This is a genomic window from Streptomyces abyssalis, from assembly GCF_001751365.1.
Taxonomy (GTDB): domain Bacteria; phylum Actinomycetota; class Actinomycetes; order Streptomycetales; family Streptomycetaceae; genus Streptomyces; species Streptomyces abyssalis.
Genome location: NZ_LJGT01000041.1, coordinates 1,343,617 through 1,364,053 on the forward strand (window position 1 = coordinate 1,343,617; position 20,437 = coordinate 1,364,053).

General features: G+C 69.1%; 18 protein-coding genes. 13 read left to right on the top strand and 5 right to left on the bottom strand.

What is annotated here, in order from left to right; all coding sequences use genetic code 11:
- Positions 1-22: 22 nt before the first annotated feature.
- The gene (locus AN215_RS26630) at positions 23-1,357 is read left to right on the top strand and encodes a S8 family serine peptidase (protein ID WP_245694733.1); all 1,335 of its coding nucleotides are present in this window, start codon (positions 23-25) and stop codon (positions 1,355-1,357) included.
- 64 nt (positions 1,358-1,421) lie between these two features.
- Entirely contained in the window at positions 1,422-2,084 is a 663-nt protein-coding gene (locus AN215_RS26635) for a hypothetical protein (RefSeq protein ID WP_141743630.1), read from the top strand.
- 289 nt (positions 2,085-2,373) lie between these two features.
- On the opposite strand, the gene AN215_RS26640 is transcribed toward AN215_RS26635, so the two are convergent.
- Positions 2,374-2,754 carry a hypothetical protein gene (locus AN215_RS26640; RefSeq protein WP_070010645.1) on the bottom strand — a complete coding sequence of 127 codons (381 nt, stop codon included), beginning with the start codon at positions 2,752-2,754 and terminating at the stop codon, positions 2,374-2,376.
- Between the two features lie 372 nt (positions 2,755-3,126).
- Between AN215_RS26640 and AN215_RS26645 the strand changes: the two genes are divergently transcribed.
- From AN215_RS26645 to AN215_RS26665, 5 genes are read left to right on the top strand one after another with little or no spacing between them, the layout of a single operon-like run.
- Positions 3,127-3,450 (top strand): DUF6317 family protein, encoded by a 324-nt coding sequence (locus AN215_RS26645; RefSeq protein ID WP_070010644.1) that lies wholly within the window; start codon positions 3,127-3,129, stop codon positions 3,448-3,450.
- On the top strand, positions 3,450-4,739 hold the full coding sequence (locus AN215_RS26650; RefSeq protein WP_070010643.1) for a putative T7SS-secreted protein: 1,290 nt from the start codon (positions 3,450-3,452) through the stop codon (positions 4,737-4,739). Before AN215_RS26645 ends, AN215_RS26650 begins: the two co-directional genes overlap by 1 nt.
- A complete protein-coding gene (locus AN215_RS26655; RefSeq protein WP_070010642.1) occupies positions 4,736-5,443 on the top strand; it encodes a hypothetical protein in 708 nt (235 codons plus the stop codon). The genes AN215_RS26650 and AN215_RS26655 overlap by 4 nt, the downstream gene beginning before the upstream one ends.
- Positions 5,440-6,264, top strand: a complete 825-nt coding sequence (locus AN215_RS26660) for a hypothetical protein (protein WP_070010641.1) — start codon at positions 5,440-5,442, stop codon at positions 6,262-6,264. Before AN215_RS26655 ends, AN215_RS26660 begins: the two co-directional genes overlap by 4 nt.
- 47 nt (positions 6,265-6,311) lie before the next feature.
- Complete coding sequence (locus AN215_RS26665; protein WP_139140785.1) at positions 6,312-7,004, top strand: hypothetical protein; 693 nt, start codon at positions 6,312-6,314, stop codon at positions 7,002-7,004.
- Positions 7,005-7,078: 74 nt separating this feature from the next.
- Here AN215_RS26665 and AN215_RS26670 read toward each other — a convergent pair whose 3' ends face one another.
- Together AN215_RS26670 and eccCa are read right to left on the bottom strand one after the other, a co-directional pair.
- The gene (locus AN215_RS26670; RefSeq protein ID WP_070010639.1) at positions 7,079-7,333 is read right to left on the bottom strand and encodes a DUF397 domain-containing protein; all 255 of its coding nucleotides are present in this window, start codon (positions 7,331-7,333) and stop codon (positions 7,079-7,081) included.
- A 195-nt stretch (positions 7,334-7,528) separates the two neighbouring features.
- Entirely contained in the window at positions 7,529-11,470 is a 3,942-nt protein-coding gene (gene eccCa, locus AN215_RS26675; RefSeq protein WP_070010638.1) for a type VII secretion protein EccCa, read from the bottom strand.
- Positions 11,471-11,912: 442 nt separating this feature from the next.
- Between eccCa and eccD the strand changes: the two genes are divergently transcribed.
- The 6 genes from eccD to AN215_RS26705 all read left to right on the top strand — a co-directional run bounded on the left by eccD (position 11,913) and on the right by AN215_RS26705 (position 19,182).
- The gene (gene eccD / locus AN215_RS26680) at positions 11,913-13,382 is read left to right on the top strand and encodes a type VII secretion integral membrane protein EccD (RefSeq protein ID WP_070010637.1); all 1,470 of its coding nucleotides are present in this window, start codon (positions 11,913-11,915) and stop codon (positions 13,380-13,382) included.
- Between the two features lie 177 nt (positions 13,383-13,559).
- On the top strand, positions 13,560-13,850 hold the full coding sequence (rpsO, locus tag AN215_RS26685; RefSeq protein WP_055486267.1) for a 30S ribosomal protein S15: 291 nt from the start codon (positions 13,560-13,562) through the stop codon (positions 13,848-13,850).
- 315 nt (positions 13,851-14,165) lie between these two features.
- Positions 14,166-16,418: a polyribonucleotide nucleotidyltransferase gene (locus AN215_RS26690; RefSeq protein ID WP_070010636.1), complete on the top strand. Its 2,253-nt coding sequence runs from the start codon at positions 14,166-14,168 to the stop codon at positions 16,416-16,418.
- On the top strand, positions 16,415-17,821 hold the full coding sequence (locus AN215_RS26695; protein WP_070010635.1) for a M16 family metallopeptidase: 1,407 nt from the start codon (positions 16,415-16,417) through the stop codon (positions 17,819-17,821). Before AN215_RS26690 ends, AN215_RS26695 begins: the two co-directional genes overlap by 4 nt.
- 88 nt (positions 17,822-17,909) lie before the next feature.
- Positions 17,910-18,668, top strand: a complete 759-nt coding sequence (gene dapB / locus AN215_RS26700) for a 4-hydroxy-tetrahydrodipicolinate reductase (RefSeq protein WP_070010634.1) — start codon at positions 17,910-17,912, stop codon at positions 18,666-18,668.
- 4 nt (positions 18,669-18,672) lie between these two features.
- Complete coding sequence (locus AN215_RS26705; RefSeq protein ID WP_079123435.1) at positions 18,673-19,182, top strand: tetratricopeptide repeat protein; 510 nt, start codon at positions 18,673-18,675, stop codon at positions 19,180-19,182.
- Positions 19,183-19,222: 40 nt separating this feature from the next.
- Here the strand turns inward: AN215_RS26705 and AN215_RS26710 are convergent, their stop codons facing one another.
- Both AN215_RS26710 and AN215_RS26715 read right to left on the bottom strand, forming a co-directional pair.
- Positions 19,223-19,813 (bottom strand): hypothetical protein, encoded by a 591-nt coding sequence (locus AN215_RS26710; RefSeq protein WP_070010633.1) that lies wholly within the window; start codon positions 19,811-19,813, stop codon positions 19,223-19,225.
- 157 nt (positions 19,814-19,970) lie between these two features.
- Positions 19,971-20,207, bottom strand: coding sequence for a hypothetical protein (locus tag AN215_RS26715; protein ID WP_070010632.1), 237 nt, complete (start codon positions 20,205-20,207; stop codon positions 19,971-19,973).
- Positions 20,208-20,437 lie beyond the last annotated feature (230 nt).

The following is a 20,437-nucleotide window of genomic DNA, read 5'->3' on the forward strand; positions in this document are numbered from 1 at the left end:
TCGCGCTGGCGGAGTCGGAGCATTGACAGGGGTTCTGCTCCTCAGCTCAGCCCCGGCGGCTTCCGCTGACGACATCCGCGAGCGGCAGTGGGCACTTGATGCCTTCGCTGCAGAGGACATTTGGGAGCACGCCACCGGCAAGGGCGTGACGGTAGCGGTGGTCGATACCGGAGTTGACGCTTCACACCCTGATCTCAAGGGCTCAGTGGTCTCCGGCAAGGACTACACAGGGGGCAAGGGGACCAAGGACAAGGGCCGTCACGGAACCGCGATGGCGAGCTTGATCGCTGCACACGGCCACGGGCCGGGCAACAGTTCAGGGATGAAGGGACTGGCTCCTGGCGCCAAGATCATGCCTCTGACCACCCAGATCGGATCAACTGGATCCGATACGCATCTGGCGATTCGCTACGCGGTGGATCACGGGGCCGAGGTCATCAACCTCTCATACGGCGGGCCCGCGATCTATGGCGAGCAGAAAGCGATCGAGTACGCAATCTCAAAGGACGTAGTAGTCGTATCCGGTACTGGGAACACGCCCGGCAAGCATAGACAATATCCCGCTGCCCACCCCGGAGTTGTAGCTGTTGGCGGTCTGGGTCGTGACGGGACGTTGTGGAGTGATTCGTCATGGGGTTCGAATACCACGCTTGTCGCCCCGGCGGAGAACAACGTTGTGGCGAATCGCAAGTACGAGTCCGGGTATGCGCTTGGTGACGGCACTTCTGATGCCACCGCCTATGTGTCAGCCGCAGCCGCTTTGGTGCGTGAGAAGCACCCCGACCTCACAGCCGGACAGGTGATCAACCGGCTCGTCAAGTCGACGAAGCCTTTGACGGATGCCAAGGGGAACGCCCCCAAGTTGCCCGACGAGAAGTTCGGTTACGGCGTTGTCCGCCCATACCGGGCCGTCACGTATGACATCCCGGCCGGCCCCGAGGCAGGTCCCCTGGAACAGCCGGACAAGCCCGCGGATTCGGCGGCGGGGGACACGGACACCGGATCGTCGTCCTCCGAGGCGTCGAACGGCTGGATGTTCGCGCTCGGCCCGCCGATCGTCGTGATCGGGATTGTGCTCGTGCTGGTCGTCGGTCTGATCGTGCTGCTGGTCGTGCTCATCACGAGGACGAAGCGGAGGAATGCTCCGCAGCCGGGGATGCCCGCCGGCCCGGGCCCGGCCGCACCGCCCGGATGGGGAGGCGGGCCCGGGCCGGCCGCACCGCCTCCGTTCCCGGGTCAGCAGCAAGCACCCCAGGGGCACCCCGGGCAGCCGCAGTGGCAGGCACCGCCCGCGGGACAGTTCGGCGCTCCTCCGTCAGCGCCGCCCGGGCCGCCAAATCAGCCACCCGCCTGGTGAGTTGAGCGGTTGAGCGGGCCAAGACATCGGCAGCGGCTAGTCAGACAAGCAGGGTGAGTGCAGCGTGGTGAGTGGAAACAGCCCGGTGGGGCTACGGTCGAGCGAAGAGCTGGCGCTATTGGTGTCGTCAGCCCTTCGAGGGACGGATATTGCTGTTGCGTTCAGCGCCGTGAACCGGGGAAAGCACGCCAAGAAGTGCCCGCGACGCCTCCTCCCGAAGTCCGAGGTACTGGCCCCGAAACCGAAGCCGAAGCCTCAGCCGGCGACGTGGTACCAGAAATTCGCAGTCGGGGCCGTCGTGTTCGGCGCGTGGCTCATGGCCCCCTTCGACTTCATCGGGGATGCGCTCTGGTCACTGGTGCAGCGGATCTTCCGCGGAATCAGGTGGGTCTTCCGCACACCCGAGAGGCGTCGCCGCAGGACGCAATTGAAAGGCGGCTGGAAGAGCCTGGCAGGAGGCCTCGACACGTCGATGTGCATCCATGGCCACAAGGTGCTGGTGGTCGGCGAACGCCGTCTGTCGCTCGTGTACGTCGGCGTCGACGATTCGGAGATCGGCTGGCACCACCCGCTTACGGACGTCGCGCGGGTCGAGGTCGCCACGTGGAGGAGCACCGACGACCGTGGCGCGACGCTCCGTTGGCACTTCCGGGACGGTTCGTGGGCCGACGTCTTCGCCAAGGGACCCGGCTGGAAGGCTCTGGCGTCTGCCGTCCCGAACTCGTGAACCCCCGAACTCGTGAACCTTCCCGCACTCCTTGAACTGCCCCCGTCGCAACCGCAGTTCCGCGGCACGCGCAGTGCCTGCCGCTTGGAACGCAGAGATCATTTTCACCACCGCTGCCCAGCGGTCGGCCGTCGCTGTCCTGCCAGTTCCAGCCGAAGATCCCGCGGCTCATGGTTTGCAGCTCACCCCCCGACGGCGGGTGACGAGGAAGACGAATTCCCCCACCAGGCCCGGTAGTTGCTGGGTCGGTCGGCCGGGTGCCGGCCTTCGCTCATGGACGGCACCCCGCTCAGAGTTGCCTGACCAGCTCAACCGCGTCCTTGAGGGGCAGCCTCGGCTCCTGGCGGCGCAGCTCCTTCACGGCGCTGGCTTCGCCCTTGCTCGCCTTCACCGAGCGCACGGCATCGGTGTCGATGCGGTCGCGCACGTCAGTGGGGGACAACGAAGAGGCGCGTTGCCTCTGCTTGCGGACCCAGATACTGATCACCGCAGCGATGGGGATGAAGATCCACGCCACGATGTTGATCGCCGTCTCGGTGGTGGTCGTGTCCGTGAGGGAGAGCAGAAGGATCCCGGCCGTTGCCAATGCCAGAAGAGACAGAAACGAGATCAGTTCGAACTTCTTGAGGGATCGTGCGTCGGTGCGCCTGTCGCGGGGCTGGTTCTTCACGCGGGGGCCCTTCTGCCTTGTCTCGGGAGTCCATGGTGGGGGTTCCGCCCTTGCCATACGGTACGTGGGCCCCGTTGTTCCGTCACAGAGCGGTGTGGATTTCCTGTGGAGCTTCCCGGAGGTCGTGCCAAGAAAGACGGCCGCTCACAGTCACTCGCGGCTCTTCCAACTCCCCGATAGCGTGCGGCCGTTGTCACTGGCGCGGAATCCGCCGCCCGGGCACCGGGGCCGGCACCGATTCCGTTCCGGGGAACGTCCTCGGTCCATATAATCACCGCTGCTGCGGGAGTCATCGTCGCCGGAGGATTGCCCGGTTCAGGTGCTTCTCGTCCATCCTGTTCGCTCCCTTCACCACCGAGGAGAGGCACTTTCATGGGGGACCACCTCAAGACGGACATCGGTCAACTTGACCAGTTCGTCAAGACGTTGAACAGCAGCGTCAAGGATCTTGACGACGCCCGTTCCGCGCTGGAGCACGTTCGAGGCGATCAGATCGGTACATCCCGGCTCGACAAGGCCTGCGACGAATTCCAGGAGCGCTGGAAGTACGGTTCCGAGCAGATGAGCGAGATGATCGGCGGGATCAAGGAGGGCGTGAAGGCCAACAAGCTGAGCTATGAGGAGATGGAGACGAACCTGACGAAGGCGCTCAAGCAGATGGAACAGCAGGGCACTTCGGCAGGCGGGGGTAACTGATGGCGGCGAATCCATATCCGCACCTCGGCTGGAACCCGGTTCCCGGAATCCCCTCCGAAGTCCAGTCACTCAAGACCAAGGTCACCAAGGCGGCAACCGCACTGCGCAGCTGCCACACGCAGATCGAGCGCCTGCTCGGCGAGAGTACCCACTGGGAGGGCGACGCGGCGGATGCCTTTCGCGAGAAGCTCGACGGCGACCTGCCCAAGTACATGAAGGACGCCGCCACGTCCATGGAGAAGGCCGCTGCCCAACTCGCCAAGTGGGACAGCGACCTGACCGCCAATCGTGGGCTCGCCAAGAAGTACGACGACGAGGCGCGGGAGAAGAAGGAAGCCGCCGGCACCGCCAAGGAGCGGCAGGACACAGCGAACAAGGACCCGGACCTCAAGCTCGGTGGCAAGGAGTACCCGAGCCAGGCTGAGGCGGACGCGGCGACGGCGCGTCTGCGTGCGGCTGAGGGCCGGTTGAAGGAAGCCTCCGCCAGCCTGGAGAAGGCCAACGAGGCGTACAACGACGTCATCGAGAAGGCCAAGAAGCTGGAGGACGAGCACGAACGGGAGGCCAACAAGGTCGCGGACGAGCTCGACAAGGCCGACGACAAGCTCGCTCCCGAGGAACCCGGCTGGCTGAGCAAGACCCTCAGCGCGATCGGCGACGGCCTGAAGGCGGCCGGCCAGTTCCTCCTCGACCACGCGGGCACCATCGGCGCGATCGCGGGCCTGCTGGCCCTCTTCCCGACGCCGCTGGCTCCGTTGTTCGCGGGTATTGCGGTCGTGGCGAGCGCCGCATCGTTGTCCAAGAACCTCTCCAGCGAGGACTTTCGAGATTCGCTGACGGGTAAGTACGGCTGGGGCGAGGGCCTCACTGCCTGGGGCTCCGTCGCCGGTGACGCTCTGGGTGTGTTGCCCGGTGTCGGCGCGCTCGCCAAGGGAGGCGGGGAGACCGCCATGCTGGCGGGTGCCGCCAGAGAGGGCGGCGAGGCGATGTCTGCCGGCTCCAAGGCAGCCACGTTCGGACGGGAGACCGTGGAGGCGTTCAACTTCAAGGCGCTCGACACGGCCACCGACCCGAACACCGGGCTCTACGACTACGGCCTCCAAGGCGCCAACACGGTTGCGAATACGGTCTCGTCCCTGGAGACGATGGATGTGTTGCCCGACGAGGGCGCCGGACACTACGGCACCGAAGCGGCCAAGGCAGGCATCGCTGGTGCGGGGGCACCTGGGAACGTCGGGGACGTGACCCACGGCGTCACTGAGCTGCTGGCGGGGCTCTCACTGCGATGAACAGCGCTCAGGGAGACGCCGCGATCAAGCCGCCGCCGCAGTTCTGGTACGACATTCCTTACGGATACGCGCAGTTGGAGGTCTATCCCTCCGCAGAGCGGATGGCCGAGCTGGCGCGCGAGGTCCTTGCCCTCCCCGACGACGTCCGGGAGCGTGCGGACGAGGTTTTCAGGCTGTACGCCCTCGTGATGTACGAGATGCAGAAGCACCGCGTGCAGGGCTGCGCGCTCGGCCTGCACCCGGATGAACGGGACGGCGCGGCGATGTCCGTGCTCACCGTGTCCAGTGTGGACTCACCGGGCGTCAACCCCAAGGCGGTCCTTGCGACGTTGATGGCGTCCGGGGCAGGGGAGACGGCGGAGAGCGGGATCGTCCCCGTCGAACTGCCCTGTGGGCCGGGCTTCGTGACCCAGTTCGTGCAGCGTCCCGTCCCGCCCGGTGGGTCGCCTGTGGACGGTGAGGGCGGCGTCGACGAGACCCCGGTCTGGCGTGGTCTGCTGGCGATTCCGGACACCCGCTCGTCGGCGATCATCGCCATCCAGCTCGTCACGCCGTCGGTGCATTTGGCCGACGACTACCGAGGTGTGCTCGTCGGCGTCGGCCGCACGGTGAGCTTCACCGACCCTGCCCTCGCTGCCCGGACCGGCGACGAACCGCCGGAGCCGGGTTCCGCGGCTGCGGCGGTGAGGAGCGATTTCGGGTGAGTTCGGAGAAGCCGGTGGGCAGTGGCGGGCCCGGACCCGCGGCACGGCCGGGTTCGGTGAAACCGCCGTCCCGGTTGTTGACGCTGGCGAAGTGGGCCCTGGCCTTCGCCGCCGCGTACGGGCTCTCACTCCTGGTGCTGACCGACTCACTCGTCTTCCTCGCGATCCCCGGGCTGATCGCACTCCTGGCACTGACCTCCACCGCAGTGCTCCTGCTGCTCTACGAGCCCGTCCGTGGCACGGTCCCGTACGCCACGGACGGCTCGGACCGCCGAGGGGTGGTGCGTCACCATCGGGCGGTCCTGCTGCGCCGCTATGCCATGCTCCTGTGCGTCGTCGCGGCGCTCGTGGCTCTTGTGTTCGCGACTCAGTCCGACTATGCCGTCATGGCCGCACCCGCGGCGGTGTTGGCCTTCTTCGTGGGGACGGGCTTCTGCGGCGAGCAGATGCGCACGGTGCTGTTCGCCGCCCGAGTGCTCGATGTGTACGACTTCACCTTCCGCGCCCCGGTGGAGAAGCTCAACCTGCGGAGCTCCGGCAAGCGTTCACTTCGTCTCGGCGGAGCGGGCAGCGCTGATGAGCGGTCCCCGGAACTGGCCGCCCACCAGCCCCTGGGCAAGCTGTGGCCGAAGAACATCGAGGACGGCGTGTGGTTCGCCGGGGACGAGATCTTCGGAGGGGTCGTGATGGTCCCGCGCTCCGGCGAACTGATGCGGGTACAGCCGCTGCAGTGGGACGAGCTCGGCGCAGAGCGGAGCCGTGCCGGCGCCGAGCGGATCGAGAAGGCCGCGCGGGCCGGGCTCGGCAGGCGGTCGCTGTAGCACGTGCACGGACCGGGACCGAGGAAACGAGGAGAGGACCTGCGAAAGTGGGAGAGCAACAGCCCCGAGTGCCGCTCACAAGGGTGGCGTTCGACGATGAGGGCACTCAGGCGGCGTGGACGGCGACACATCGCCGGATCAAGCACAAACTGTGGCTGTGGAGCGCACTGTTCGCCGCCGCAGTGGTGGTGGCCATCGTGATTGCGCCGTCGGATGCGTCCGTCGACTTTCGCGGCCGGGCCCGGGGCGACAGCAGCGCGAGTGGCGTCATCGGCGGACTGGCCGTCCTGGCCTACGTGTTCGCGCTGTACACCTGCTGCGGAGCACTGTCCCGGTTGCGCAAGGCCCGCAGCATTCTGGAGGCGTATCCCTGGCGGTCGTTCCCGGCGGTGCGGAAGCTGTCCGGGACGAAGGAAGCGACGGGCGTTCCCGTGCAGTTCAGGCTTTCCGATGACGCTGCGGCGGATGCTGCGGATGAGAACGCATATGTGGACGACGACGGTTCGACGTGGTCCCAGAGCATGTCCGCCCGCAACCCCCTGCGTTGGAACCGCTGGGACGAGTCGATGGAACGAGGCGCCTGGTACGCCGGGGACGTCGAGCTCGGCGGAGTCCTCGCGCTGCCCGGCGGCAGCGGTTTGATGACCGTACAGCGCAGAATCCAGGTGCGCTCCATGGAGCAGCGGTCGGTCAGGGCCGACCACGAGCGCATCCTCGCTGCCGCCCCCGGACGGGACTGACCCTCGGCCGGGAGAGGCCCGGGCACCCGAGTGCCGGTGCGCGTGCCCTTGGCGGAGGCTCCCCGGTCTCCGCCTTACGCTCCGCCGTTTTCCCGTGTCGGCTCCAGGTCGAACTCGCCGTCGCGCGCGCCCAGTACGAACGCCCGCCACTCGGCCTCGGTGTAACGCAGCACCGTGTCCGGGTCCTTGGAGTTACGCATCGCAACAGCGCCGCCGGGAAGGTGGGCGATCTCGACCTTCTCCTCCTCAGGGCCACCGGGAGCGGACTCCCAGACGGCGTCGGAGATGTCCATCGCGTACAGCTCGTCCTTCTCCTGCTGCGTCCCCATCGGCGCATGCTCCTCTCTTCGCTCCCCGGCGTGAGACATCCTCCCACGCGGCTGTGACCGGGCAGATCGGATCGAGTCAGCGACGAGTCCTCGGATGCAGTGCGCGGCCCCCCACGCAGGAGCCGGGCCGCGATCCCAGATCCCGGCCCGGCTCCTGACTGCTCACCGGGCAGCTTCAAGCCGCCCGCCGCCGCCTCAGTTGTTCGCCGGCATCCATCCCGTCTGCACGAGCTGCCCGCCCCGGCGCCGCGTCTGGAAGTAGCCGCGGCCGACCGGGAGTTGGGTGGGCGAGATGTTGCCCAGCAGCGCGCCCTCGGACTTGTCGCCCGACAGTACGACGCCCTGCGCGCCCAGCTCCTTCATCCGCTGCATCACCGGCTCGTACAGGGCGCGGCTGGCGCCGCCTGACGAGCGGGCGAGGATGACGCGGAGCCCGACGTCCCGTGCGAAGGGCAGATACTCCAGCAGCGGCATCAGCGGGTTCTGCCCTGTCGCCACCAGGTCGTAGTCGTCGATGACGACGAACGCGTCCGGGCTGTCGTACCAGCTGCGGTTGCGCAGCTGCTCCGGAGTGACGTCCGGCCCGGGCATGCGACGGGACATGGAGCCGGCGAGGCCCTCGAGCGTCTCCTGCAACGACGGAGCCGCTGCGCAGTACCGCGACACGTGTGCCTCGGGTACGCCCTGGAGATGCGCGCGCCGGTAGTCACCGACGACGATCTTGGCCTTGTCCGGCGTGTAGCGCTCGGTGATCTGGTGCATCAGGAGCCGCAGCAGCGCGCTCTTGCCGGATTCGCTCTCGCCGAAGACCACGAACAGCGGGTCCGTCTCGAAGTTGACGAAGACCGGCCGCAGTGAGCTCTCGTCGATGCCGAACGCCAGCCCGTGCTCGGGGTAGTCGGAACCCTTGGGGAGCCTGGACGCCTCCAGCATGGTCGGAAGCAGCCGGACCGCGGGCGCGGGCTCGCCCGTCCAGTGCTCGTTGACGGCGCTGATCGTCTGCCGGGTGGCGTCCGGCAGGTCCTCGAGCGTCGAGGAGCCGTCGATGCGCGGCAGGGCCGTCATCAGGTGCAGCTTGTCCGGGCTGAGACCGCGGCCCGGCATGGCCGCCGGGACGTTCGCCGCGACCTTGCGGTCGATCTCGGACTCGGAGGGGTCGCCCAGCCGCAGTTCGATGCGGTTCTGCAGGAGGTCCTTGAGCGCGGGACGCACCTCCGTGTACCGCGAGGCGGTCAGGATGAGGTGGATGCCGAAACCGAGCCCGCGCTGGGCGATGTCGGTGACGTCGGCTTCGAGCATCTCGTAGTCGTTCTTGAACGTCGCCCAGCCGTCGATGACGAGGAAGACGTCACCCCACTTCTGGTCCGGCAGCTGGCCGGCCGCGCGGCGCTGGCGGAACGTGGCGATGGAGTCGACGTTGTGCGCCCGGAAGTACTCCTCACGCTCGTTGAGGATCGTCATGACCTCGCTGACCGTACGGCGCACCTTCTCCCCGTCGAGGCGGTTGGCCACGCCGCCGACGTGGTGCAGGTCCTCCATGGACAGCAGCGAGCCGCCGCCGAAGTCCAGGCAGTAGAACTGCACTTCGGACGGCGTGTGCGTCAAGCCGAACGACGTCATGAGCGTACGCAGCAGAGTCGACTTGCCGGACTGCGGTCCGCCGATGACGAATCCGTGGCCCGCCGCACCGGAGAAGTCCCGGTAGAGCACGTCGCGCCGCTGCTCGAACGGCTTGTCCAGCAGGGCGACCGGCACCGCGAGACGGCCGAGCGCCGTGTACTCGGGTGCCGTCAGGCCGCGCTCCGGCGTGGCCGCGAGCGCGGGCAGGAGCTGGTCGAGGGACGGCGGCTCGTCCAGCGGCGGCAGCCACACCTGGTGCGCGGACGGGCCCTGCCCGACCATCTTCTGCACGATCACGTCGAGCACGGTGTCGGCGAGCGCGTCGTCGACGGTGTCGGTGTCCGGGGCCTCGGGCTCCGGTGCCACCGGCAGTGCCACAGGCGTCGCCGTGAACATCACCGGACGCGTCTGGGTGGCCCGGCTGACCCGCGTCGGGCCCGCCGCGCGGTACGCACCGGAGACGTAGGCCGCCTTGAACTGCACCATCGTCTCGGTGTCGTACTTGAGGAAGCCCGCACCCGGCACGTTCGGCAGGTGGTAGGCGTCCGGGACGCCGATCGCGGTGCGCGACTCGGCGGCCGAGAACGTACGCAGGCCGATCCGGTACGACAGGAAGGTGTCCAGGCCCCGCAGCTTGCCCTCCTCCAGGCGCTGCGACGCCAGCAGCATGTGCACACCCAGTGAACGGCCGATGCGGCCGATCTGGATGAACATGTCGATGAAGTCGGGCTTGGCGGTGAGGAGTTCGCTGAACTCGTCGATGATCAGAACGAGGGACGGCAGCGGGTCGAGCGCCGCACCCGCGGCGCGCGCCTTCTCGTAGTCCGTGATGTTCGCGTAGTTGCCCGCCCTGCGCAGCGTCTCCTGACGGCGGTTCAGCTCACCGGTGATCGCGTCGCGCATGCGGTCGACGAGCGTGAGTTCGTCGGCGAGGTTGGTGATGACCGCCGCGGTGTGCGGCATGTCGGCCATGCCCGTGAAGGTCGCGCCGCCCTTGAAGTCGGCGAGGATGAAGTTGAGCGTCTCGGACGAGTGCGTCACGGCCAGACCGAGCACGAGCGTACGCAGCAGCTCGGACTTGCCGGAGCCGGTGGCACCGACGCACAGGCCGTGCGGGCCCATGCCCTCCTGCGAGGCCTCCTTGATGTCGAGCATCACCGGCTCGCCCTCGCCGCCGATGCCGATCGGCACACGCAGCCGCTCGTGCAGCGAACGCGGCCGCCAGGTGCGTGCCATGTCGACCGAACCGGCGTCGCCGATGCCCATGAGGTCGGTGAAGTCCAGGTTGGACAGCAGCGGTTCGCCCTCCTCGCCGCTGCCCATGCGCAGCGGCGAGAGCTGACGTGCGAGGGCCTCCGCCTGCTCGTAGCTCAGCAGGTCGGGCTTGCCCGAGTACGCCGACTCCCGGCCGACGTACAGGTCGAGGGCCTTCTCGCGCACGTGCACGGTCAGGCCCCCGGACATCTGGTCGTCGAGCGCTCCCGGAGCGACCTCCAGGAAAGTGACGCCCTGGAGGCCCTCGGCACCGGCGAGTTGGGAGTCCGGCGGGATCGAGCCGCCGTCGAGCACCACGATGATGTGCGGCTGGTCCGCGACGGGTGTGCCGTCCCTGTTCCAGCGCGGACGCCCGTCGAGCTGGCTCGCGAGCGACTCCTCCAGCTGCCCGAGGTCGTCGAAGAACAGGCGTGCCTGGCCGGCGCCGTCCGACTGCGACGGATGCTGCGCGTGCGGCAGCCACTTCGTCCAGTCCCATTCGGCCATCGAGCCAGGGTGGGCGACGACCGCGATGATCATTTCCTCGGGGGAGTGGAGCGCGGAGAGCTGGCCGAGCGCGGCACGGACATTTCCGTACACCTCGTCGGTGCTTCCTGTGACGACCACGTGGTAAAAGGCTCGCAGACTCACCGCGATGGGGAGATCCGGAAGTGAACGGTGAATGTCCAGGAAGGACTTCATCGCTTCGGCGGTGAGCGGCTCGAGTTCGTCCTTGGGCGCCGTTTCCGGCGCGACGAGCGGAGTGCTCAACTGCTGCCAGCCCGTGCCGATTCGCACGGACGAGAAGTCGTTGTCGGACGGTCGGCGTTCCCACAGCCGCTTGCCGTCGCCGGCGATCGCCCACAGCTGATCCGGACTCGGATGCTGATACAGCTGCGCGTTCCGCTGTGCCTCCGAGGTCTTGCGTACGTCCTTCCGCACCTGGTCGAGATAGCGGAAGTAGTCCCTCCGCTCCTGGCCCATCTGGGCCCTGCCTCCACGCCGCGCCCGTACGACCTGCGCGACCGCCATGGCGACCGTGGAAACGGCCATCAGCGCACCGACGACCTTCATGTAGGGCGCTGCGCCCGGCATGAAGAAGAATGCGACCGAACCACCCATGCCCATCACGGGCAGGAGATTCATCCAGATGTCGTTGTCACCGTCACGCGGCAGTTCTGGAGGGGATTCCAGCTTGACTTCCCCTTCGGGCACGGTCGGCGGCATGACCCGTGGCTGCCGCTTCACGATGACCACACTCACCGTTACATCAGTCCTTCACGATAAATTCGCAATTACGCACCGACGCCCCCGCCATCGCAACAGCTACCGGTCATGCAGACGCTGATCCTAGTAGGTGTGAGAGTCTCCGGTATCCGGGAGGACCGACTGTCCGCCGCGGACGGTAAGGTGACCCGCAATCTTCCCCAAGTACTTCCGATGTGAGGGAGCTTGGGGCAATCCATGGGCCCTAGGGCCTGTTTCGAAGTAGCGTCGTCCGCCCGTTAGGGCGGGCGGGGCGGCGTCAGGTGCGTGCGATCGCAAGGCGGAGGAAGGAGAGCGCAGCGGGCTGCGCCGACGACTGACAACGCAGCGAGCGTGCGTGCATGACGCCGCCCCGCAGACGGGACTTCGAAACAGGGCCTGGATGTCTGTTATTCATCGTGACGCCGAGTACGAGCAGTGAGCAAGGGGGATCAACAAGGTGGCCACGACCGCAGCGACCGGCTTCTGCCGCGTCACGGTAGTTGCTCCCGGGGGGCGCATCGACGTTGCGCTCCCCGAGGACGTGCCCCTGTCCGACGTCTATCCGGAGATCGCGAGGCTCTCCGGGGGCAGCACCGCCGACGGTTCCCTGTCGGGGTATCACCTGGTGCGACGGGACGGACGGGTCCTGGAATCGGGGCTTTCCCTGGCGGGCAACAGCATCAGGGACGGCGAGGTGCTGCTGCTGCGCCCGTTCGCCGACTCGTTGCCCTCCGCCGTCTTCGACGACGTCAGTGACGCCGTCGCCTCCGGGGTGCGGCAGGACCGCGCTCTGTGGAACGAGGGGCGGATGCGCGCGGCCGGACTCACCGGCGGCGGCGTGCTGTTGGTGCTCATGGCCTTCGCGCTGTGGTTCGCCGACCCGGTCGGGCACGACATGCACGGGCTGCCCGGCATCATCGCCGCCGCGGCCGGCGTCCTGCTCGTCGCCCTCGCATGCGTCCGTGCCCGTGTGTACGACGACCGGCTGTCGTCCATCGCGCTCGGCCTCGGCGCGATGCCGCACATCATGATCGCCGGGTCCGGGATCCTCCCGCTCGGTGAGGGCCAGGGCATCGGACGGCTGCAGTTCCTCATGGGGTGCGTGGCCGTGCTGCTCGCCTCGGCGGTACTGATCGCGATCACGCCCAGGGGCGACGGCCCGTTCGTCGCCTCCGCGATCGTCTCGGCGGTCGGCACCGTCTTCACCTTCATCGCCGTCGTCGCCGACATCGGGCCCGTCGACGCGGCGGCCATCGCCGCTCCCGTCTCCGTCGGCCTCATCGCCTTCCTGCCGGGGCTCTCCGCCCGCTTCGCACGGCTGCCCATAGGCTTCGAGCCCCGCGCCGGGGGCCCCGGCGGCTACGACGGCGGGCAGGACGGCTCCCGCGCGGCCCAGGGCCCGGTCGACGCCGAGCGCATCGCGGCACAGGCGCGGCGCGGCCACGAGATGCTCGTCGGACTGGTCGGCGGCTGGTGCGCCGCCGTCGTCGGATCCGCCGCGGTGCTGGGCTTCTCCCACAACGGCTGGGGCCAGCTGCTCGCCCTCGCCACCGGCATCGCGATGCTGCTCCGCGCCCGCCTCTTCCGCTACACCTCGCAGGTCATCTGCTCCCTGACCGCGGGCCTCGGCGCTCTGACGCTGCTCGCGCTCGGGCTGTCCCTCAACCCGCCGTCGGCGCTGGTCCGCGACTTCCTCAGGGGCGACAGCGGCGGCCTCGACGTCCGTACGGTCTGGATCGCGGCGTCCATCGCGTTCGCCGCTGCGCTGGTCACCGCCATCGGCCTGATCGTTCCGCGGACGGGGCTCACCCCGTTCTGGGGCCGCTTCATGGAGCTGACGGAGACCTTCGTGCTGCTCTCGCTGATTCCGCTCTGCCTCGCGGTCATGGACGTCTACCGCGATGTCCGGGGATCCATCGGAGGCTGACCGGGCCGCCGCCGCACCGCCGCGGTGCGTCCCTCCGCCCGCCCCCAAGAGCCGTACCGGGGGCGGGCGGAGGCATGCAGCGGCGCTGGTAGGCTGGTGCGGCCCGCCGAGTTGTCGAAGTAACCCCTGAGACGAAGACCAGGGGCGCTCTCGGGCAGAATCCGCAGAGGAGTACGCGTGTCGTCTCTCGATGTCGCGACCAAGAAGAAGATCATCTCCGAGTTCGCCACCAAGGAGGGTGACACCGGCTCCCCCGAGGTCCAGGTGGCGCTGCTCTCCCGTCGTATCTCGGACCTGACCGAGCACCTGAAGACCCACAAGCACGACCACCACTCCCGCCGTGGTCTGCTGCTGCTGGTCGGCCAGCGCCGCCGCCTCCTGCAGTACCTGGCGAAGAAGGACATCCAGCGCTTCCGCGCCCTCGTCGAGCGCCTCGGCATCCGCCGCGGCGCGGCGGGCGCCCGCTGACATGTGACGCAGGGAGCGGTTCCCATCACAGGGGGCCGCTCCCTTCGCCGTATCTGAAGGGACCGGATGGTTTGTAGGCTGGTCCCTGCACGACGTACAACCCGAAGACCGCCCCCACAGGAACGCGGCTTCACGCACACATAACCCGAAACAGACGCGGCAGGGGCGCCCCGCCGTCGCCGGTCCTCGGTAGTGGCCCCCGGACACAAGGAAGTTCCGGGTGCTTCGATCGAAGACCGGCCCGCACACGGAGCGCTCCTCCGCAGCCGGTCCGCCGCCACACGGGCGCCGGACGCAGACGAGGAGATATCCCTGGTGGAGAACGAGACCCACTACGCCGAAGCCGTCATCGACAACGGCACGTTCGGCACCCGCACGATCCGGTTCGAGACGGGCCGGGTGGCCAAGCAGGCAGCCGGCTCCGCCGTGGCATACCTGGACGACGACACCATGGTGCTGTCGGCCACCACGGCCTCCAAGCAGCCCAAGGACCAGCTCGACTTCTTCCCGCTCACGGTCGACGTCGAGGAGCGGATGTACGCGGCCGGGAAGATCCCCGGTTCCTTCTTCCGCCGCGAGGGCAGGCCCTCCGAGGACGCGATCCTCACCTGCCGCCTGATCGACCGCCCGCTGCGCCCCTCCTTCAAGAAGGGCCTGCGCAACGAGATCCAGATCGTCGAGACGATCATGGCGCTCAACCCCGACCACCTCTACGACGTGGTCGCCATCAACGCCGCCTCCTGTTCCACGCAGCTGTCGGGCCTTCCCTTCTCCGGCCCCATCGGCGCCACCCGCGTCGCCCTCATCCGCGGCCAGTGGGTGGCCTTCCCCACACACACCGAGCTGGAGGACGCCGTCTTCGACATGGTCGTCGCCGGCCGCACTCTCCCCGACGGCGACGTCGCGGTGATGATGGTCGAGGCCGAGGCCACCGAGAAGACCGTCGAGCTGGTCAGGGGCGGAGCCGAGGCTCCCACCGAGGAGATCGTCGCCGCCGGCCTCGAAGCCGCCAAGCCCTTCATCAAGGTGCTGTGCAAGGCCCAGTCCGACCTCGCCGCGAAGGCCGCCAAGCCCGTCGGCGAGTTCCCGATCTTCCTGGACCACCAGGACGACGTGCTCGACGCCCTCACCGAGGCCGTACGTGACGAGCTGGCCCAGGCCCTCACCATCGCCGGCAAGCAGGAGCGCGAGGCCGAGCTGGACCGCGTCAAGGGCCTCGCCGCCGAGAAGCTCATCCCGCAGTTCGAGGGCCGCGAGAAGGAGATCTCCGCGGCGTACCGCACGCTGACCAAGGAACTGGTCCGTGAGCGCGTCATCCGTGAGAAGAAGCGCATCGACGGCCGCGGCGTCACGGACATCCGTACGCTCGCCGCCGAGGTCGAGGCGATCCCGAGGGTCCACGGCTCGGCGCTCTTCGAGCGCGGCGAGACGCAGATCCTCGGCGTGACCACACTGAACATGCTGCGCATGGAGCAGCAGCTGGACACCCTCTCCCCGGTGACCCGCAAGCGCTACATGCACAACTACAACTTCCCGCCCTACTCCACCGGTGAGACGGGCCGCGTCGGCTCCCCCAAGCGCCGCGAGATCGGCCACGGCGCCCTCGCCGAGCGTGCGCTCGTGCCGGTGCTGCCGACGCGCGAGGAGTTCCCGTACGCGATCCGTCAGGTCTCCGAGGCGCTCGGCTCCAACGGGTCGACGTCCATGGGCTCGGTCTGCGCCTCGACCATGTCGCTGCTGAACGCGGGCGTGCCGCTCAAGGCCCCCGTCGCCGGCATCGCCATGGGCCTGATCTCCAAGGAGATCGAGGGCGAGACGCACTACGTCACGCTCACCGACATCCTCGGCGCGGAGGACGCCTACGGCGACATGGACTTCAAGGTCGCCGGCACCCGCCAGTTCGTCACCGCCCTCCAGCTCGACACGAAGCTGGACGGCATCCCGGCATCCGTGCTCGCCGCGGCGCTGAAGCAGGCCCGCGACGCGCGCCTGCACATCCTGGACGTGATGAACGAGGCGATCGACGTCCCGGACGAGATGTCCCCGAACGCCCCGCGGATCATCACCGTGAAGATCCCCGTGGACAAGATCGGCGAGGTCATCGGCCCCAAGGGCAAGATGATCAACCAGATCCAGGAGGACACCGGCGCCGACATCACGATCGAGGACGACGGCACCATCTACATCGGTGCCGCCGACGGCCCGGCCGCCGAGGCCGCCCGCACCACGATCAACGGCATCGCCAACCCGACGATGCCCGAGGTCGGCGAGCGCTACCTGGGCACGGTCGTGAAGACGACCACGTTCGGCGCCTTCGTCTCGCTGCTCCCCGGCAAGGACGGGCTGCTGCACATCTCGCAGATCCGCAAGCTCGCCGGCGGCAAGCGTGTGGAGAACGTCGAGGACGTGCTCGGCGTCGGCCAGAAGGTCCAGGTCGAGATCGCCGAGATCGACCAGCGCGGCAAGCTCTCGCTCATCCCCGTCCTGGAGGACGAGGAGTCCGAGGGATCCGGCGGTTCCGAGCAGAACGACTCCGCGCCGGCCGACGCCGCCGCGGACGACCAGTGACACATTCGCACCGTGCGACGGCCCGCCCCACCACCAAGGAGGGGCGGGCCGTCGCCCGTACACCATCGGGAGTGAACGCGATGTCCGGCGGCGGACGCCCGACCGCGGCAGGCGAGGGCGAGGTCCGCAAGACCGTCCTGCCCGGCGGGCTTCGCGTCATCACCGAGACCGTGCCCACCGTCCGCTCGGCGACGCTCGGCATCTGGGCGCACGTCGGCTCCCGTGACGAGACGCCGGCGCTCGGCGGCGCCACCCACTACCTGGAGCACCTGCTCTTCAAGGGCACCAGGCGACGCAGCGCCCTCGACATCTCGGCCACGCTGGACGCGGTGGGCGGTGAGGTGAACGCCTTCACCGCCAAGGAGTTCACCTGCTACTACGCACGTGTCCTCGACTCCGACCTGCCGCTGGCCATCGACGTCGTCGGAGACATGCTCACCGGCTCGGTGCTGGACGCCGCGGAGATCGAGGCCGAGCGGGGCGTCATCCTCGAAGAGATCGCCATGACCGAGGACGACCCCGGCGACTGCGTGCACGACCTGTTCGCCCGCGCGCTGCTGGGCGACTCACCGCTCGGCCGCCCCGTCCTGGGCACCGTCGAGACAGTGGGCGGCTTCACGCGCGACCGTCTCGCGCGCTTCTACCGCAAGCATTACGACGCGCCGCACCTGGTCGTCGCCGCCGCCGGCAACCTCGACCACGACACCGTCGTGCGGCAGGTGCGTGCGGCCTTCGACAGGGCGGGCGCCCTCGAACGTACGGCGGGCCGCGAGCCGGTGGGTCCCCGTACCGGCGCCCGCACCCTGCGCGCGGGCGGCCGCGTGGAGATCGCCGACCGCAGCACGGAACAGGCCCATCTCGTACTCGGAATGCCGGGCTACTCGCGCAACGACGACCGCCGCTGGGCCCTGGGCGTGCTCAGCGCCGCGCTGGGCGGCGGCATGAGCTCCCGCCTCTTCCAGGAGATCCGGGAGAAGCGCGGCCTGGCCTACAGCACGTACTCCTACACCTCCGGCTTCGCCGACTGCGGCGTCTTCGGCGTGTACGCGGGCTGCCGTCCCGGCCAGCTCTCCGACGTGCTGAAGATCTGCCGCGACGAGCTGGACCAGGCCGCACGGCACGGCCTGCCCGACGAAGAACTGCGCCGTGCCATCGGCCAGTTGTCCGGGGCGACGGTGCTCGGCCTGGAGGACACCGGCGCGCTGATGCACCGGCTCGGCAAGAGCGAACTGTGCTGGGGCGAACAGCTCTCCGTCGACGAGATGCTCGCCAGAATCGCGGCCGTGACACCCGACGACGTACGCGAAGCAGCCCGCGACGTCCTCGGCCGGCGTCCCTCGCTCGCCGTCATCGGCCCGCTCACCGACCGGCAGGCATCCCAGCTGCAGGACGCGGTGGCCTGACACGCGCCCCTTCCCGCCCCCACTCCCGTCTCCCGCCACAGACCCCCGGCCCGCGCACCGGCCCGGGCAGTCACGAAGGAACGAAACGATGAGCAAGCTGCGCGTGGCCGTACTCGGCTCCGAAGGACGGATGGGCTCGGAGGCCGTCCGGGCCGTCGAAGCCGCCGCCGACATGGAACTGGCAGCCGCCCTCGACCGCGACGACAGCCTCGACGACGGTCTCACCCGCTCCGGCGCCCAGGTCGCCGTCGACCTGACCCACCCCGACGCCGTGATGGGCAACCTCGAGCGCTGCGTCGCGGCGGGTGTCCACGCCGTCGTCGGCACCACCGGCTGGACGGACGAGCGCCTCGCCGCCGTACGGGGCTGGCTGGAGGCCTCACCGGGCACCGGCGTCCTCATCGCACCCAACTTCGGGATCGGCGCGGTCCTGACCATGCAGTTCGCACAGCAGGCCGCCCGCTTCTTCGAGTCCGCCGAGGTCGTGGAGCTGCACCACCCGGACAAGGCGGACGCACCGAGCGGCACGGCTGTACGCACCGCGCAGCTCATCGCCTCCGCCCGTGAGGAAGCCGGCCTGCTCGCCCAGCCCGACGCCACATCCACCGCCCTGGACGGCGCACGCGGCGCGGACGTCGACGGCGTCCCGGTGCACGCCGTACGGCTGCGCGGTCTCGTCGCCCACCAGGAGGTGCTGCTCGGAGGCGAGGGGGAGACCCTCACCATCCGGCACGACTCGCTGCACCGCAGCTCGTTCATGCCGGGCGTGCTGCTCGGAGTGCGCCGCGTCGTCTCCACGCCGGGACTCACCTACGGGCTGGAGCACTTCCTCGACCTGGACCGGTGACGGAGTGCGGGCGAAGATCACGTACTTCGTACTGGCCGCCGTGCTGGTCGCCTACTTCGTACTGGCGGGCAGCCGCGGGGTGCTGCTGATCGAGCAGGGCACGCCGCTCACCGTCACCTTCGGCCTCGCCGTCCTCGTCCTGCCGCTGATCGGCGTCTGGTTCCTGTGGCAGACCACCCGCTTCGCACAGAAGGCCGAGCGGCTGGCCCGGGAGCTGGAGGCGGAGGGCGGGCTGCCCGCGGACGAACTGCGGCGCACGCCGTCGGGCCGTATCGACAGGGACTCCGCCGACGAGGTGTTCACCCGCAGGAAGGCCGAGGCCGAACGGGAACCTGACGACTGGCGCCGCTGGTTCCGGCTGGCCGTCGCCTACCGCGACGCAGGCGACACTCCCCGGGCCCGCAAGGCCATGCAGCACGCCATCCACCTGCACGACAGGGAGGACCGGCGCCATCCGCACGGCCCGTCCGGCGGGCCCGCGAACGGCCATGCAGGCAGCGGCGACGCCCCCTAGCGCTGTGCCCGGGAAGGTCCACCGGCCGCGGCGCCGTCGGTCACCAGCGGTGCGCCGTTCCCTCCGCGACCGACCGCGATTCTGCCGCCCAGCCCTCTATGACGTCGGCTGCGCGGTCGAACGCCTCGGGCCGCGCGAGAAAGTCCGCGTTGTGGTCGGTGAGCAGCGTGCGCAGCCGCTCACCGTCGCCGGCCCGTACGACGTCCAGCGCCTGCCCCTGAACGGTCCGCGGCAGCCCCAGCCACCGCACCGGCTGCTGCACCGTCCGTACGGCCGCCACGTCGGCCCAGCCCAGCGTCACCGTGTTGAGGAGGCCGACCCGCCGCAGGCCGTACGCCGAGACCCATACGCCCACCCGCAGGAGCCGCAGCGCCAGCCCGATGACCGCCGCCGCGGCGCCGAGACAGACCAGCGCGCCGGGAATCGCCCCCGACATGGCGATGATCAGCGCGGAGAACAGCATGTACGAGGCGAGCAGCAGCAGCACCGCGGCACCCCCGACCCGCCAGGGGCCGGGACGGTACGGACGGCGCCAGTGCTCACGGACGTCGTGCGGCAGGGGGCTGGGGCTCTGGTCCGGCTGCTCTGCCGCGCCGGACTGTCCTGCGGACGTCATGAAGGGCAGGGGCACTGGTGGTCCTCGCTCGGAACGGTCCCGTTCGGGTGGATCGGGTGGTGCGCGAGGACACTAGCGAGGTGTGCGGGACCCGGCCAGCCCGGCAGGTCGGCGCGGCGCGGCGCGGCCGCCGGGGGGCGGAGGGAACGTCGGGCTGTGACGCCCGGTGGGGTCAGCGGCTCTCGGCGGCGGCGGGCCCGCCGTGCTGCGACTGACGTTCGGGATCGAGGGCGGGGACGCCCAGAATCAGGGAACCGACGAGCCCCGCCACGACCGTCAGGCCGAACAGGGCGCTGCCTGCCTTCTCGGCGGCACTTCGCTGGGCACGCGGCGGCGGCGTGACATTGCTGCGGAACCGGTCGGCGTCGGCGAGGAACGCGAACGGTACTGACTCTCCGCGGCGGAACATGGGCAGGGGGCTCCTGTCGAGATCGTTCTGGAAGGTTTCGTAGGTAGAACGCCCGTGGCGGCTCAGAAGTGCCGGGTGAAGGAGGACGTGCATCAAAAATACCAAGCGGACACGTGGCATCCAGCAGCGACCCCCCTTATCACATCAGACCGCACCTTTTGTCCGGACAGAAGGTGCGTACGCGACAGCCCAGGCCTGCGAAAACGCGGTCCCACGGCAGGCGGCCACGG